The organism is Nocardioides sp. NPDC127503 (assembly GCF_040302165.1).
Lineage (GTDB): Bacteria > Actinomycetota > Actinomycetes > Propionibacteriales > Nocardioidaceae > Nocardioides.
In genome coordinates, this window is record NZ_JBEORH010000002.1 from 91241 (window position 1) to 106222 (window position 14982).

At 68.8% G+C, this 14982-nt stretch carries 17 protein-coding genes; 3 read left to right on the forward strand and 14 right to left on the reverse strand.

Going from position 1 to position 14982, the window contains the following annotated elements; genetic code table 11:
* Positions 1-5: 5 nt before the first annotated feature.
* The 4 genes from prcA to dop all read right to left on the reverse strand — a co-directional run bounded on the left by prcA (position 6) and on the right by dop (position 3522).
* Entirely contained in the window at positions 6-860 is an 855-nt protein-coding gene (gene prcA / locus ABTW65_RS04440) for a proteasome subunit alpha (protein ID WP_350658731.1), read from the reverse strand.
* On the reverse strand, positions 857-1693 hold the full coding sequence (gene prcB / locus ABTW65_RS04445) for a proteasome subunit beta (protein WP_350658732.1): 837 nt from the start codon (positions 1691-1693) through the stop codon (positions 857-859). Before prcB ends, prcA begins: the two co-directional genes overlap by 4 nt.
* A gap of 3 nt (positions 1694-1696) precedes the next feature.
* On the reverse strand, positions 1697-1894 hold the full coding sequence (locus tag ABTW65_RS04450; protein ID WP_008356645.1) for a ubiquitin-like protein Pup: 198 nt from the start codon (positions 1892-1894) through the stop codon (positions 1697-1699).
* A gap of 116 nt (positions 1895-2010) precedes the next feature.
* Positions 2011-3522: a depupylase/deamidase Dop gene (gene dop / locus ABTW65_RS04455; protein ID WP_350658733.1), complete on the reverse strand. Its 1512-nt coding sequence runs from the start codon at positions 3520-3522 to the stop codon at positions 2011-2013.
* Between the two features lie 166 nt (positions 3523-3688).
* Here dop and ABTW65_RS04460 point away from each other — a divergent pair, with 166 nt between their 5' ends.
* A complete protein-coding gene (locus ABTW65_RS04460; protein ID WP_350658734.1) occupies positions 3689-4315 on the forward strand; it encodes a GNAT family N-acetyltransferase in 627 nt (208 codons plus the stop codon).
* Positions 4316-4321: 6 nt separating this feature from the next.
* Positions 4322-4945: a class I SAM-dependent methyltransferase gene (locus ABTW65_RS04465; RefSeq protein WP_350658735.1), complete on the forward strand. Its 624-nt coding sequence runs from the start codon at positions 4322-4324 to the stop codon at positions 4943-4945.
* 17 nt (positions 4946-4962) lie between these two features.
* On the opposite strand, the gene ABTW65_RS04470 is transcribed toward ABTW65_RS04465, so the two are convergent.
* The 8 genes from ABTW65_RS04470 to ABTW65_RS04505 are packed head-to-tail and all read right to left on the reverse strand — an operon-like array spanning position 4963 to position 11001.
* Positions 4963-5304, reverse strand: coding sequence for a hypothetical protein (locus ABTW65_RS04470; RefSeq protein ID WP_350658736.1), 342 nt, complete (start codon positions 5302-5304; stop codon positions 4963-4965).
* A gap of 19 nt (positions 5305-5323) precedes the next feature.
* Positions 5324-5476, reverse strand: a complete 153-nt coding sequence (locus ABTW65_RS04475; protein ID WP_350658737.1) for a hypothetical protein — start codon at positions 5474-5476, stop codon at positions 5324-5326.
* Entirely contained in the window at positions 5458-6564 is a 1107-nt protein-coding gene (locus ABTW65_RS04480; protein ID WP_350658738.1) for a zinc-binding alcohol dehydrogenase family protein, read from the reverse strand. Before ABTW65_RS04480 ends, ABTW65_RS04475 begins: the two co-directional genes overlap by 19 nt.
* Positions 6561-7082: a PadR family transcriptional regulator gene (locus tag ABTW65_RS04485; RefSeq protein WP_350658739.1), complete on the reverse strand. Its 522-nt coding sequence runs from the start codon at positions 7080-7082 to the stop codon at positions 6561-6563. Before ABTW65_RS04485 ends, ABTW65_RS04480 begins: the two co-directional genes overlap by 4 nt.
* Before the next feature lie 39 nt (positions 7083-7121).
* Entirely contained in the window at positions 7122-7442 is a 321-nt protein-coding gene (locus ABTW65_RS04490; RefSeq protein WP_350658740.1) for a hypothetical protein, read from the reverse strand.
* Positions 7442-8305, reverse strand: a complete 864-nt coding sequence (locus ABTW65_RS04495) for a thiolase family protein (protein ID WP_350658741.1) — start codon at positions 8303-8305, stop codon at positions 7442-7444. Before ABTW65_RS04495 ends, ABTW65_RS04490 begins: the two co-directional genes overlap by 1 nt.
* Positions 8306-8327: 22 nt before the next feature.
* Positions 8328-9962 carry a class I adenylate-forming enzyme family protein gene (locus ABTW65_RS04500; RefSeq protein WP_350658742.1) on the reverse strand — a complete coding sequence of 545 codons (1635 nt, stop codon included), beginning with the start codon at positions 9960-9962 and terminating at the stop codon, positions 8328-8330.
* A gap of 7 nt (positions 9963-9969) precedes the next feature.
* A complete protein-coding gene (locus tag ABTW65_RS04505) occupies positions 9970-11001 on the reverse strand; it encodes an NADP-dependent oxidoreductase (protein WP_350658743.1) in 1032 nt (343 codons plus the stop codon).
* Between the two features lie 62 nt (positions 11002-11063).
* Between ABTW65_RS04505 and ABTW65_RS04510 the strand changes: the two genes are divergently transcribed.
* Positions 11064-12020 carry a zinc-binding dehydrogenase gene (locus ABTW65_RS04510; RefSeq protein WP_350658744.1) on the forward strand — a complete coding sequence of 319 codons (957 nt, stop codon included), beginning with the start codon at positions 11064-11066 and terminating at the stop codon, positions 12018-12020.
* A 75-nt stretch (positions 12021-12095) separates the two neighbouring features.
* Here the strand turns inward: ABTW65_RS04510 and ABTW65_RS04515 are convergent, their stop codons facing one another.
* Both ABTW65_RS04515 and ABTW65_RS04520 read right to left on the reverse strand, forming a co-directional pair.
* Complete coding sequence (locus ABTW65_RS04515) at positions 12096-13241, reverse strand: ABC transporter ATP-binding protein (protein ID WP_350658745.1); 1146 nt, start codon at positions 13239-13241, stop codon at positions 12096-12098.
* Positions 13242-13276: 35 nt separating this feature from the next.
* Positions 13277-14977, reverse strand: coding sequence for an ABC transporter permease (locus ABTW65_RS04520; protein WP_350658746.1), 1701 nt, complete (start codon positions 14975-14977; stop codon positions 13277-13279).
* Positions 14978-14982 lie beyond the last annotated feature (5 nt).

Consider the following 14982-nt stretch of genomic DNA (forward strand, 5'->3'; position numbering starts at 1 on the left):
TGGGCTCAGTCGAGCGGCGGGGCGATCGGCGGCTCGCCGTCGTCGTCGGCTGGCGGGGCCAGCGGCGCCTCGCTGACCGGCTTCTCGGCCGGCTTCTCTGTCGGCTTGTCGGCGGGCGGCTCGACGGCGGCCGGGTTGGCTGCCTCGACCTCTGGGGTCGCGACGTCCGAGCCGAGGATGTCGACCAGCGTCGCCGGCCGGATCCTGCGGAACTTCCGCGGCTGGGTGCGGTTGCGGTCGAGGACCGCGACCTCGAGGTCCTTGGCGGCGATCTCGCGGTCGTCGGTGTCGGTGTGGCCCAGCGCTGCGACGGCCAGCTTGATGGCGTCCTCGAGCGAGGCGCCTTCGGTGTAGCGCTCCTTGAGGTAGCCGCCGACGGACTCGGCGGCACCGCCGATGGCGGCGAAGCCGTGCTCGTCGACGACCTGGCCGTCGTAGGTGAGCCGGTAGAGCTGGTCGTCCTCGGCGGAGTCACCGATCTCGCCGACGAAGAGCTCGACCTCGTAGGGCTTCTCCCCGCCCGAGGAGAAGATCGTGCCGAGGGTCTGGGCGTAGGCGTTGGCCAGGCCGCGGCCGGTGACGTCGCGCCGGTCGTAGGCGTAGCCGCGCATGTCGGCCAGCCGCACGCCGGCGATGCGGAGGTTCTCGAACTCGTTGTAGCGCCCGACCGCGGCGAAGGCGATCCGGTCGTAGATCTCGCTCACCTTGTGCAGCGCCGCCGAAGGGTTCTCGGAGGCGAACACGATGCCGTCGGCGTACTGCAGCGACACCAGCGCCCGACCCCGGGAGATGCCCTTGCGCGCGAAGTCCGCGCGGTCGCGCATCAGCTGCTCGGGTGAGACATAGAACGGAGTGCTCATCGGCCACCCTCCAGCTCGGCGATGGGACCGTCGGGCCGCTGCAGCCTCCCGGTGATGACGGCCTCGGCAACGGCCGCGACGTCGGCGTCGGGCAGCGTGCGTCCGCCGTCGGCGGTGATCACGTGGACCAGCGGGAACAGCTTGCGGGACAGGTCCGGGCCGCCGGTGGCCGAGTCGTCGTCGGCCGCGTCGTAGAGCGCCTGGACCAGGACCGCGACCAGCGTGGCCTCGTCGAGGTCGGGCCGGTAGAGCTTCTTGAGGGCACCCTTGGCGAACAGCGAGCCCGAGCCGACGCCGGAGTATCCGGTCTGCTCGTAGCGGCCGCCGGTCGGGTCGTACCCATAGATCTTCCCTTCGGCGGCCTCGGGGTCGAACCCGACGAAGAGCGGCACCACGACCAGGCCCTGCATCGCCATCGGCAGGTTGCCCCGGACGAGCGCGGAGAGCCGGCTGGCCTTGCCCTCGATCGAGAGCGTGGTGCCCTCGATCTTCTCGTAGTGCTCCAGTTCGGTCTGGAAGAGCTTGACCAGCTCGACAGCGAGTCCCGCTGAGCCGGCGATGCCGACCGCGGAGTATTCGTCGGACGGGAAGACCTTGCGCATGTCGCGCTCGGCGATCAGGTTGCCCTGGGTCGCCCGCCGGTCACCGGCGATGATCACACCACCGGGGAAGGTGGCGGCGACGATCGTGGTGCCGTGCGGGGCGATGTCGTTCAGATTGCCCGGAACGGCGTCGCGTCGCGGGAGCAGCTCCGGGGACTGGGCCGTCAGAAAATCGGCAAAGGACGAGGTGCCCGGCGTCATGTAGGCAGCCGGGATACGGGATTCGGACATCTACTACTGCCCGCCCTTCTGGATGAAGGACTTCACGAAGTCCTCGGCGTTGGTCTCCAGGACGTCGTCGATCTCGTCCAGGATGTCGTCGACGTCGGAGTCAAGCGCTTCCTTGCGCTCATTCACATCGGTCTCGGGCGCGGTCTCGACGGACTCCTCCGTCTCGGAGGACTTCTTCGGCTGCTTCTGCTCCTGTGCCATGTCTTCAACCTATCCACTAGCACCGACAAACCTGAGGAAACAATGCCCGATTTCGCTACGGGAGGAAGCAGAAGTCGAACGTTGGGCCGAGATGTGGCACGAGTCGCGTTCGACGCTCAGGAACCGGTCAGCCGGTTGAACAGGTCGACGGCGGTCTCGGAGGAGTCGAGCAGGCCACCCACGTGCTTCTTGGTGCCGCGCAGCGGGTCGATGGTCGGCACCCGCTGCAGCGACTCGCGCCCGGGCAGGTCGAAGATGACCGAGTCCCAGCTGGCCGCGGCGACGTTCTCGGAGTACTTCTCCAGGCAGCGGCCCCGGAAGTAGGCCCGGGTGTCGGTCGGCGGCTCGTGCATCGCCTTCTCCACCAGGTCGTCGGTCATCAGGCGCTGGATCCGGCCGGCGCGGACGAGACGCTGGTAGAGGCCCTTCTCGGGGCGGATGTCGGCGTACTGCAGGTCGATCAGGTGGAGCTTGGGGTCGTCCCACTCCAGGCCGTCACGGTCGCGGTAGCCGAGCAGGAGCTTGTACTTGGCCACCCAGTCGAGCTCGGTGGCACACTCCATCGGGTCGCGCTCGAGGCGGTCGAGGACCGACTCCCAGCGCTCCAGGACGTCCTTGGTCTGGTAGTCGGCGTCGGAGCCGTAGCGCTCCTCGACGAACTTCTTGGCCAGGTCCAGGTACTCCATCTGCAGCTGGACGCCGGTCAGCTTGCGACCGTCCTTGAGCGTGATCAACGTCTTCAGCGACGGGTCGTGAGACACCGCGCGCAGCGCCGAGACCGGACCGTCCACGCTGAGATCGCGGGTGATGTAGCCGTCCTCGATCATGGCGAGCACCAGCGACGTACTCCCGAGCTTGAGGTACGTCGAGATCTCGGCGAGGTTGGCGTCGCCGAGGATCACGTGGAGGCGACGGTACTTCTCCGGGTCCGCGTGGGGCTCGTCGCGGGTGTTGATGATCGGCCGCTTGAGCGTGGTCTCCAGCCCGACCTCGACCTCGAAGAAGTCGGCGCGCTGGGAGATCTGGAAGCCGTGCTTGGGGCGCTCCTGGCCGATCCCGACCCGTCCGGCGCCGGCGAAGACCTGCCGGGAGACGAAGAACGGGGTCAGGTGCTTGACGATGTCGGCGAACGCGGTCGAGCGGCGCATGAGGAAGTTCTCGTGCGCACCGTAGGAGACACCCTTGTTGTCGGTGTTGTTCTTGTAGAGGTGGATCTGCGGGTTGCCCGGCAGCCGCGCGGCGGCACGGGAGGCGTCGAGCATCACCTGCTCACCGGCCTTGTCCCAGCGCACCGCGTCGAGCGGGTTGGTCACCTCGGGGCAGGAGAACTCCGGGTGGGCGTGGTCGACGTAGAGCCGGGCGCCGTTGGTCAGGATGACGTTGGCCAGCCCCAGATCCTCGTCGGTGAGCTGGCTGGGATCGGCCACCTGACGCGACATGTCGAAGCCGCGCGCGTCGCGCAGCGGCGACTCCTCCTCGAAGTCCCAGCGCGCTCTCCTCGCCTTCAATGTCGAGGATGCGTACGCATTGACGACCTGCGAGGACGCCACCATCGGGTTGGCCTGGGGCTGTCCGGCCACGGAAATTCCGTATTCGACCTCCGTGCCCATCACCCGTCGTACGCTCATGCCTGCAAGGCTACCGGCCACGTGCACGAAGGCACGTGAGCATCCACACGCCACGCTGAGGTTGCCCCAGGTTGTTCGGCTGGGCGGCACCAGGAGGAGACCGCTATTGAAGCGCCATGTCCGGGGGTACGTCGTCGGCGGAGGCGGGTCATGGTGAGGTTGGGCCATGGGAACTCCTGAGATCCGGCGGGCCACCGCCGACGACCTCGACGACATCTTCTCGATCTGCCTGCTCACCGGGGCATCGGGCGAGGACGCCACCGAGTTCTACGACGACCCGCGGCTGCTGGGGAACATCTACGCCGCGCCCTACATCGTGCTGCGTCTCGGGCTCGGGTTCGTGGCGGTCGACTCCGAGGGCGTGGTGGGCTACGTCGTCGGCACCCCGTTCACCCGCGCCTTCGAGAAGGAGTGCGAGGAGGACTGGTGGCCCGCGCTCCGCGTCGTCAACCCCGATCCTGGACCCGACCACGACCGGACCGATTGGAACGCCCGGCTCCGCTCCCAGATCCACCGGCCGCCGCGGATGCTGGGCGAGATCCTCAGCGAGTTCCCGGCACACCTGCACATCAACCTGCTCCCCCGCGCCCAGGGCCAAGGCGTCGGCAAGGAGCTGATCGGGATGATGCTCGGCGCCTTCCACGTCGCCGGCGTACGCGGCGCGCACCTCGGCGTCGCCTCCGGCAACACCCGCGCGATCGGGTTCTACCGGCGCATCGGCTTCACCACCCTCGTCGAGGGCGAGGATTCGATGCTGCTCGGTGTCCAATGGACCGGAGAGATGGAAGAGTGAGGTCCCATGGGACTCTGGGAAGCGCGGGTGGTGCCACGCATCGTGGACCGCACCTGCGGAATCGCGCAGCTCGAGCCGCTGCGCGAGCAGGCCTGTGACGGTCTCCGCGGCCAGGTCGTAGAGATCGGCTTCGGCAGCGGGAGCAACATCGGCCTCTATCCGCCCGAGGTCACCGAGATCATCGCCGTGGAGCCTTCCGACGTGGCCTGGCAGCTCTCGACCTCGCGCCGTTCGGGCTCATCGGTCCCGGTGAGCCGCGTCGGGCTCGACGGCGCCCGGCTCCCGCTCGCCGACGCCTCGGTCGACACGGGCCTGGTCACCTTCTCGCTGTGCACCATCCCCGATGTCGCCGGTGCCCTGGCCGAACTGCGCCGCGTCCTGCGCCCCGGCGGCACCATCGGCTTCGCCGAGCACGGTCTCTCCCCCGACCCCGGCGTCGCCCGCTGGCAACACCGCCTCGACGGCCTCCAGCAGCGCCTCTTCGGCGGCTGCCACCTCACCCGCGACATCCCGCGGCTCGTCGAGGCCGCCGGCTTCACCCTCGACCACCTCGAGCAGTCCTACCTCCCCGGGCCGTCGTTCTCGCGCCCGTGGGGCTATCTCTCGGTAGGGCGCGCGGTTCCCTCTTAAGGGCGCCGCCCACGCCGTCAGCGCTTACGCGTACGCAGCGCGTGGGCGACGTTGACGCCGACGAGGCCGACCCAGGAGATCACCAGGGCGCCGAGGTTGTCGGTGACGCCGAGGGTGATGCTGATCGGGATGCCGGCGACGGCCGAGCCGGCGCCCAGCACGAACTGGAAGATCGACGTACGCGACTCGTTGCGCTCGGCGAGGGTGCGGGCGGAGGCGGTGGCACCGACCCGCTCCTGAACGGTCTTCTCGATGCGGTCGGCGAAACCGGCTACCAGCTCCGCGTCGAACGCATCCCCCAGCTCATGGCGGGTCTCCAAACCTGCCTCGATGTCCTTGCGCGCCATCTCGTCTGCCACGTCGTTCAACCTTAGAGGATCAGAAGCCGGGGTCGATGTCCCCGACGTTGTGCTGAATGTTGGTTCGCTTGGCTCGACCCGACAGCGCCACGACGAGGGCTACGACAGTCACCACCACGACGACTACGACGAGTGCCGCTACTCCGGCCACGATCAGCAGTTCCACTGCCATCTGGCTCCCCCATTCTCACCGGCCCGCGAACGCTCAAACACTAGCCCCGCGAACCGCCCACCCGCAGCCGAATACCCTCCGGCTCTACAGGTACGTCCTTCGACGACCACGACGAGCTTCCCGCTGGTCGTTCCCTCCTCCATCCGCTGGTGAGCCTCACGGATCCCGTCGAGGTCGTACGTCGTGTCGATCGGCACCACCGCGCGACCGGCGGCCACATCGTCGAGGAAGCCCTGGAGAACGTCCGCCGGAAGATCGTCGGCCTCACCGGCGTATGCGGTGAGCCGAACACCTGTGGGGAGATAGTCGATGGGGTAGAACTCCTCGACGGTCCACACGTTCGAGAGCATCCCGGTGAAACAGACCGTGCCGTGGACGCGGGTGGACCGTAGCGTGTCGGGAAGCGTCGGCGTACCGATCAGCTCGATCGCGCCGTCGACCCCTTCAGGAAGCAGGCGCCGCACCTGGGCCTCGACATCGCCGTCGTCGACCAGCACGTCATCGACCCCGATCCCCTCGAGTGCCTCGGCCTTGGCCGCACTCCGGGTCGTGGCGAGAACGCGAAGACCATGCCGTTTGGCGAGCACCGCGGCAGCCATCCCGACGGACGAGGTTCCTCCTCGAACCAGAAGGCTCTGACCGGGTTTCATGTCGACTCCGACAGTGAGCGACCCGTACGCCGTCTGCAGCATCTCCGGCACCGCGCCCAACGTCGCCCAATCGAGGTCGGAGCGGAACGGGATGACCTGTGCCGCCGGGACACAGGTGTACTCGGCGTAGCCACCGTCGAACGTACGTCCCATCCCACCCATCATCGTCATCACCTGCTGCCCGGGCTCGAACTCACCACCCGGCGCGAGATCCACGACGCCGGTTGCTTCGATGCCCAGCACACGCGGGTACGTCACAGAGTCCCCGGCCAACCCCAGTCGGGTGTGCAGCTCCGAGCGGTTGAGCCCGAACGCCTTGACCCGGATCCGCACCCAGCCCGGTTCGGGCTCCGGGAGGGGCAGGTCCCGGACCTGCAGAGCCTCCACCGGTCCGGGCGCCTCCAGCACAACAGCTCGCATGGTCTCGCTCGAGTTCACGAGTCGATCTCCTCTCTGATCCAGGCCCTCTCGGCGGCGCTGGTGGCACGGGCGGTCAGCAGTAGTCCGCGTCGGTAGGGGTCGGCGACCTCTTCGGCCCGGACCGGGCGGTCGCCGTCGTAGAAGAAGCTCGCCGGCGTCTCCAGGAACTCCAGTCGTCGGCGCAGGACCGCGTGCTGATCGGCACGGTCCGGTAGCAGCGACAGGAAGGTGAGGATGACGTAGAACCGGCTCGCGTCGGTGATGTCATGGTCATCGGCGGTTCGAATCGCTTCGAGCAGATGCGCCCGCCCTGCATCGGTGAGGGTGAGCGTGTGCCGACCCGCCCGACCCCGCCCCGGCTCGGACTCCTTGACCACATAGCCGTTGCGTTCGAGTCGGTCGGTCGCGGGATAGAGCGTGCCGTCGCTGATGCGGCGGGTGTGGCCGTACAGCTGCTCGATCTTCCGGCGCAGCTCGTAGCCGTGCTGAGGTCTTTCGGCCAGGAAGCCGAGGACCATGACGTCGATGATGCTCACGCCAGAACAATACCTCGATTCGAGGTATTGTCACACGGTTTAGTCGAGGCGACGGAACAACGCGGCGAGAGCCTGGCCGCCGCCGATGCACATCGTGACGATGCCGAGCTCACCTCCCGTACGTCGCAGGTGCTTGACCACTCGCAACGACAGGATCGCGCCGGTCGCCCCGACCGGGTGGCCGAGCGCGATCGCCCCGCCGTAGGGATTGGTGCGCTCCGGATCGAGCCCCACGTCACGCGAGACCGCGACGGCCTGGGAGGCGAAGGCCTCGTTGAGTTCGACGATGTCGATGTCGGCAGGGGTGAGATCGGTGCGCTCGAAGAGACTGCGCAGGGCGAGCGTCGGGGCGTACCCCATCAGACCCGGCTCCATCGCCGCGGTCGCCACCTGCTCGAGCGCGACCAGTCCGGTCGCACCCCGGTCACGAGCGGCCGACTCGGTCGCGAGCACGACCGCGGCGGCCCCGTCGTTGACCCCGAGGCGTTGCCGGCGGTGACCGTACCGCCCTCGGCGAAAGCCGGCCGCAGCGCAGCGAGCGCCTCGGGCGTGGTCTGCGGCTTGGGGTGCTCATCGGTGTCGACGACGGTGACGCCCCGACGTCCCGAGATCTCGACGGGGACGATCTCCTCCGCGAATGCCGCCTTTGCAGCCTCCGCCGCACACCGCCTTTGGGACCGGAGCGCGAACTCGTCCTGCTCCTCACGTGAGACGCCGTACTTCTCGGCCACGGCTTCCGCGGTCACCCCCATGTGCACACCGCCGAACGGGTCGGTGAGCATCGCGACCGTGCCGTCGACCAGTTCGCGGTCACCGAGCTTGTAGCCGTTGCGGGCGCCGAAGTCATAGAACGGCATCCGGGTCATCGACTCGTCGCCGCCGGCGACGGTGACCTGGAGGTCGTTCCAACGCATCTCCTGAGCGGCCGACCAGATGGCCTGCAGCCCGCTGCCGCACAGCCGGTTGACGGTGAACGCGGGGACCGACGTGGGCAGGCCGGCCTCGATGGCGACCCGACGGGCGTTGTACGCATCGGGCCCGACCTGGCCGATGCGGCCCATCACGACCTCCTCGGTGTCCGCAGCGGCCACACCGGAGCGCCCGAGCGCCTCGGTGACCGCCGCCGCGCCGAGCTGGTAGGCCGGCACGTCCTTGAACTGGCCGCCGAAGCTGCCGATCGGGGTGCGGGCCCCGTCGAGCACGACGATGCGTTCCTTGGTCACTGTCTTCCTCCATCTGGTCCGGTCACGGCCGGGTCGTCGGCGCGGCCTCGAGGCGGTCGCGCAGGTCGGTCTTGCGGATCTTCCCGCTCGGCGTACGTGGCATCTCGTCGATGACCTCGAGCCGCTCGGGCAGCTTCTGCGTCGTCAGGCCGAGGCCTCGCAGGTGGGTCGTGAGGGCAGTCAGATCGAGGACGGCGCCGGGCTCGAGCACGACCCAGGCGCAGACCCGCTCGCCGAGTACGGGGTCGGGCACGGGCGTGACCGCGACGTCGACGACGCCCGGGACCTCGGCGACCAGGTCCTCGATGTCCCGTGCGCTGAACTTCTCGCCGCCGCGGTTGATGATGTCCTTGATCCGGCCCTGCACCGTCAGCGATCCACCGGCATCGAGGCGCACGAGGTCGCCCGTCCGGAACCAGCCGTCGGCGGTGAAGGCTCCGTTGCGCTCGGCATCGACATACCCCGAGCACAGCTGCGGCCCACGCCACCAGGCCTCACCGATCGAGCCGGACGGCAGGTCCCTGCCGGTGTCGGGATCGACCACCCGCCCCTCGGTCGGAAAGAGCCAGTGCCCCTCGGTGCCCCAGCGCTGGAGCACCGGGTCCCACGGCGAGCCACAGCTGGCGTTGGGGCACTCGGTGGCACCGTACATCCGTACGACCGTGCCCAGCCGCCCATGCGCCCGGCGGGCAAGCGCCTCGGGTACGTCCGCACCACCGCACACGATCGTCCGGATATGGTCCAGACGTACGCCACGGTCCTCCGCGATCTCGGTGAGGGCGGCCAGGAACGGGGTGGCGAAGATGAAGAAGGTCGTCCGGTCGCGTTCGACCACGTCGAACGCCTGCTGCGGATCCCATGCCTCCTGGAGGGTGACCGAGCAGCCGAAGGCGACCGGGAAGAGGACGCTCAGCGAGATGCCGGTGATGTGGCTGACCGGCGACGGGTTGAAGAGGACGTCGTTCTCGTTGAGCCCGAACGCGCGCCGACAGATGTCGCCCGAGGCCGCGATCCCCTCGTGCGTGTGGATCGCGCCCTTGGGGTCGGCGGTGGTCCCCGAGGTGTAGATGACGAGCGCGACGTCGCCGTCCCGCCCGGCGCTCGCGAGCGCGGTCTCGACGTCCACCGGTTCGGTGAGCATTGCCTCCTCGAAACGCTCGCCACTCGCCCCGCCACGTACCCACAGGACATGGTCGAGCGCGATGCCTTCACCGATCAGGTCGGCGTAGAGATCGCGGTAGGAGTATCCGCGGAACGCCTCGGCGACGATCGCGAAGCGGGCACCGGTCTGGCGCACGATGAAGCCGACCTCGCGCTGCCGCAGGATGCTCGTCATCGGAACCACGACGCCGCCGGCCATCAGCACCCCGTGGAACGCCACGACCGCCTCGGTCCAGCTGGGCAGCTGGACGGCGACGGCGTCCCCGCGGCGCAGACCGCGCTCGCGCAACCAGCCTGCGAGAGCGGCGGCTCGGTCCCAGAGCTGGCCGAACGTCAGCTGGGTCGTCGAGTCGCGGACCGCGACCTTGTCACCGAAGCGGTCGACACAGCGCCGGAGGTCGTCGGTGACACAGGCCGGGTGCCACATCCCGGCGGCGCGGTAGAAGCGGTCGATCTCGGGTGCGGGTCGCCACGTCGGCACGATCGTACGAGACATCCGGTCCTCAGATCCGGACCAGCGTCTTGCCGGTCGTACGTCCCAGCATCATGTCCGCGATCGCCTGCGGCGCCTTGGCGAGACCGTCGTAGACGCTCTCGCGGTAGCTCAACCGGCCGTCGGCGAGCCAGCCACCGACCCGCTCCTGCATCTCGTCGAGCAACTGCGTGTGCGCGCTCCCCCGGAAGCCGCGGAGGGTGAGGTTCTTGGAGGTGGCGAGGAACAGGTTGTCGGGGCCGGCGGGTGCCCCTTCGTACTCCGAGATCGAGCCGCACAGGGCGATCCGGCCATGGTTGTTCATCGCCGCGAGGGCAGCCTCGAGGTGGCCGCCGCCGACGTTGTCGAAGTAGAGGTCGAGCCCCTCGGGCGCGGCGTCGCGCAGCGACTCCACCAGCGGGCGATCGCGCCAGCTGAAGGCGGCATCCACGCCGATCTCGTCACGCAGCCAGGCGACCTTCTCCTCAGTGCCTGCGCTCGCCACGACCCGCAGGCCGGACAGCTTCGCGATCTGGCAGACCAGGCTTCCGACCGCTCCCGCGGCCGCCGACACCCAGATCGTCGGGGTGTCCTCGCGGGCATCGAGCGCATCGATCACATGCAGCCCGGCGTACGCCGTCAACCCCATCGCGCCGAGCGGACCGAGGTACGTCTGCGGGGAGGACCGCTCGACGTCGAGGACTCGCAGGTCGGCGACGCCGTTCATCGCGACCTCGTCGGGATCGACGATCGCGTGGCTGCGCCAGCCGTAGGAGTGCCACACCGTCGCACCGACCGGAAAGCCCTCGGCACGGGACTCCTCGATGACACCGACCGTGAAGATCCCGTCCATCGGCTCGCTCGGCGGGAAGGCCCGGAAGTAGCCCTCGGGTGCGTCGGCACGCAGCCGGAGCCGCATCCCCGGGTCGACCGAGGTCCAGGTGTTGCGGACCAGCACCTGGCCGGCCCCTGGATCGGGCAGGTCGACATTCACGAGCTCGAAGTGCTCCGGACGTACATCACCGTCCGGGAGCGTGACCACATGCACCTGAGTGCTCTTCACAGAACCTCCTCGATGGTTCGGGCGCCTGGACATGGCACCCAAACCAAACTAACTTCAGTTCTATGGATACCGCAATGGGGGCCTGGCAATGGACCGGGACCGGACGTCCCCTCACGCTCAACCAGGTGCCCGTCCCCACCCCTGCGGCGGACGAGGTCCTGATCCGCGTACGCGCGGCCGGCATGTGCCACTCCGACGTGGGCGAGCTGGACGAGCCGTCATGGGCCGTCAACATCAAGCGCAACCCGATCACCCTCGGCCACGAGATCGCGGGCGAGATCGCGCAGGTCGGCACGGCGGTCACGCAGTGGCAGGTGGGGGACCGGGTCGGCGTACATCCCCTCGGCGCGACCGTCCCGGGTTACAGCCGCGACGGTGGGTACGCCGCATACACCGTTGCTCCCGCGGCCGACCTGGTCGCGATGCCCGACGGCCTCCCGTTCGACCTGGCCGCCGCCGGCACGGACGCAGGCATGACCTCCCACCACGCGGTCGCCGAGGTCGCCCGGGTCGGCGCAGGTGACCGTGTCGGCATCATCGGGCTCGGCGGACTCGGCCAGTTCGGTGCACGCATCGCTGCCCTGCTCGGCGCCGAGGTGTACGCCGCCGACACCAGCCCCGCAGCAGTGGCCCTCGGCGAGCGGCTCGGCCTCGCTGCCGTGCACCCACGAGCGGAGGACCTCATCGGCCTCGGCCTCGACGCGGTGATCGACTTCGCCGGCTTCGGCTCCACCACATCCGCCGCGGTCGGTGCGATCCGCAAGGGCGGCACCATCGTCATGGTCGGCATGGGCGCGGTCGAGACGACCCTCGTAACCGCCGACGTCGTCCACCAGGGCGCCCACATCCACGGCTCGTCCGGCGGCACCCGCGAGGACATCGCCAAGGTGTACGACTACCTCGCCCGCGGCGAGATCACCCCGACCATCGAGCACCTCGACCACGATCAGGTCCCGGAAGGCATCGAGCGCCTCCGGGCCGGCCGGGTGACAGGTCGGCTCGTGGTCACCACCGACTGACCACAACAACCGGGCCGCAAGGACCGACCCGACACCACCGACCCGACGACCACCGACACCGACCAGCAGCCGGCGTCAGGACGACGCCGAAACCAGCGGCCTGGCCGCAGCCTCCGCCCCGGTCGCTGCCGCCTCCAGCGGATAGACCTGCATGGTCTCCGGGCGCAGCCCGATGACCACCTTCGCACCCTCCTCCGCGCGACGCAGCCACGATCCGTGGAGCGCGCTGCTGGCACGGAGTCGGAGCTCCTCCTGACCTGCGGCGACGGTGACGTCGTAATGGCGTCCGCCGAACTCGGAGGAGAGCAGCTCGGCGTCGAGCGCGACGACGCCGGACGGCACGGAGGCCACGTCCCGGTAGAGCTCGAGGTCATCGGGCCACAGCCGCGCGACCACCGCGTCCGTGTCGGGCAGCTCCCGCTCGAGCGCGATGTCGACACCCGCGTTCGTACGCCATCCCTCGGCGCTGCGGTGCAGCTCGAGCCGGTTGGACATGCCGATGAACTCGGCGACGTAGTCGGTCGCCGGGTCGGCGAAGACCCGCTGCGGCGTGTCGACCTGCTCCATCTTGCCGGCACGCATGATGGCCAGCCGATCACCGAGCGCGAACGCCTCGGACTGGTCGTGGGTCACGAAGACCGCACCGAAACCGAGGCTCTCGTGCAACCGGTGGATCTCCGTACGCACCGTGTCTCGCAGTCGCGCGTCGAGGTTGCTCAGCGGCTCGTCGAAGAGCACCAGGTCCGGACGCGAGACCAGGCCACGGGCGACGGCGATGCGCTGCTGCTGCCCACCACTGAGCTGGCTCGGGTAGCGATCGAGCAGGTGCTCGCAGTGCACCATCGCGGCTGCTTCCTCGACCTTCCCGCCGGCGAGGGCCTCGCGCATCTTGCGCACCTTCAGCGGGTAGGCGATGTTCTTGCGCACGGTCATGTTCGGCCACAGCGCGTACGACTGGAACACCATGCCGACGTCCCGCTTGTGTGCCGGCACGTTCAGCCGCCGGCCGGAGTCGAAGACGTGACGCCCCTTGAAGTCGATGACGCCCGACTCCGGGGTCTCGAGGCCGGCAAGACAGCGAAGGGTGGTCGTCTTGCCACAGCCGCTCGGCCCCAGCAGGACCAGGAACTCGCCTTCCTCCATCTCGAGGTCGAGGTGGTCGACGACGACGTTCGATCCGTACGACTTGGTGAGTCCTTCGACTCGGAACTTGGCGGACATCGGCCCTCCATGGGCTTGCTTGGTTGGATTACGACTCAGAGGTTGTCGAGCACGTTTCGGCCACCGACCAGCATCGCGATGGCGACGCCGGCTCCGGTGACGGCGGACATCAGGATCGCCATCGCCCCGACCAGCGGGTACGAACCGTTGGTCCACTGGTCGTAGAGGAGCGTGCCCATCACCTGGGTCGTCGCCGAGCGCACCATGATCGAGGCGGCGAACTCGTGGGTGAGCAGGATGAACATCAGGGCGATGGAGCTCAGCACGGCCGGCTTGAGCATGGGAAGCGTGACGTTGAACGCGGTGCGCACCGGGCCGGCACCACTCACCGCCGACGCCTCTTGATAGGTGTTGCCCAGCGACACCAGCGCCGTCAGCTGCATCCGGGTCGCGAACGGGATCATCAGGACGACGTAGACGAGCACGATGATCGCCTTGGTGCCGTACAGGATGAACGGCGGCTGGGTGTACGTCAGCAGGAAACCGACGCCGAAGATCACGGCCGGGATACCGAGCGGCAGCGCGGTGATCAGGTCACCGAGGAGGCGTACGAGCGGCAGGTCCCGACGCCGCACCATGAGCTGGGCGACGCCGAGCCCGATCGGTACGCAGATCGCGACCGCGATCAGCGACGTGACGACGCTCGTCACCACCGACTCGACGATCCCGGGGGTCTCGAGCAGCGCGCGGTAGTTGTCCAGCGTGAGCAGGCCCCACGACAGGTTGGCCGACCAGAACGGCGAGAGCGACACCAGGATCACCCCGACCAGCGGCAGCACCAACGCGACCAGTCCGTACGCCGCCACGACGACGGCCGCCCAGGCGGACCGGCCGTGGGTCGGCGCGAAGGACTTGCCGCCGTGGGTGACGAACCGCGTCTGGTTGCCGAGCAGGTAGCGCTGGGCGAAGATCACCAGCAGCCCGAAGATCACCAGTGGCGATCCCGCAGCCGCGGCCGCGGCGAAGTTGGTCGGCGATTCGCTCGTACGCCGATACATCTCTGTGGTGAGTACGTTGACGCCCTCGTTCTGCCCGAGCAGCAGTGGCCCGGTGAACTGTCCGAGCCCGAGCAGCAGCGAAACACCCGCGCCGTACACCAGCGACGGGCGCAGCAGCGGAAGCACGACCTTGAAGAAGACCCCGATCGTGGACGACCCGCTGATCGCCGCGGCCTCGAGGTGCTCCGAGCCGATGTTCTGCATCCCGGCACTCACGAAGAGGTAGACGAACGAGGTCAGCCCGAAGCCGGTGATGATGATGATCCAGGTCGTGCTGTAGATGTTGACCGGACCGCTCTCGAGGTCGTGCCACCACGGCAGGTGCCGCAGCATGGCGTTGAGGTAGCCCGGCCCCGGCGAGAGCAGGAACGCCCAGCCGGCGACGTTGGCCACCGACGGCATCACGATCGGCAGGAGCGGGACGACCCGCAGGAAGCCGAGTCGCCGCGGGAGCCGGCTCGTCGCGAAGGCGAGGACGGTGCCGAGCACCATCGCGATGGCCAACGACCCCACCGCGAGCAGGAGTGTCGTACGGAGCGTCTCCCCGATGTCGTCGCGCCCGAACTGGGCCCGGTAGCCGCTCGCGCCGTCGGCGAACGCGAGCGACTGGAGCCGATAGAGCGGCACCACGACGAGATACCCGAGGATGAGGATCAAGGGCGCGTACGTCAGGCGCGCGCGCCAGGTAGCGGCGTCGCCGCGCAGACGAGGCAGTGTGCTGCTGACGATCGTGGTCATGAGGT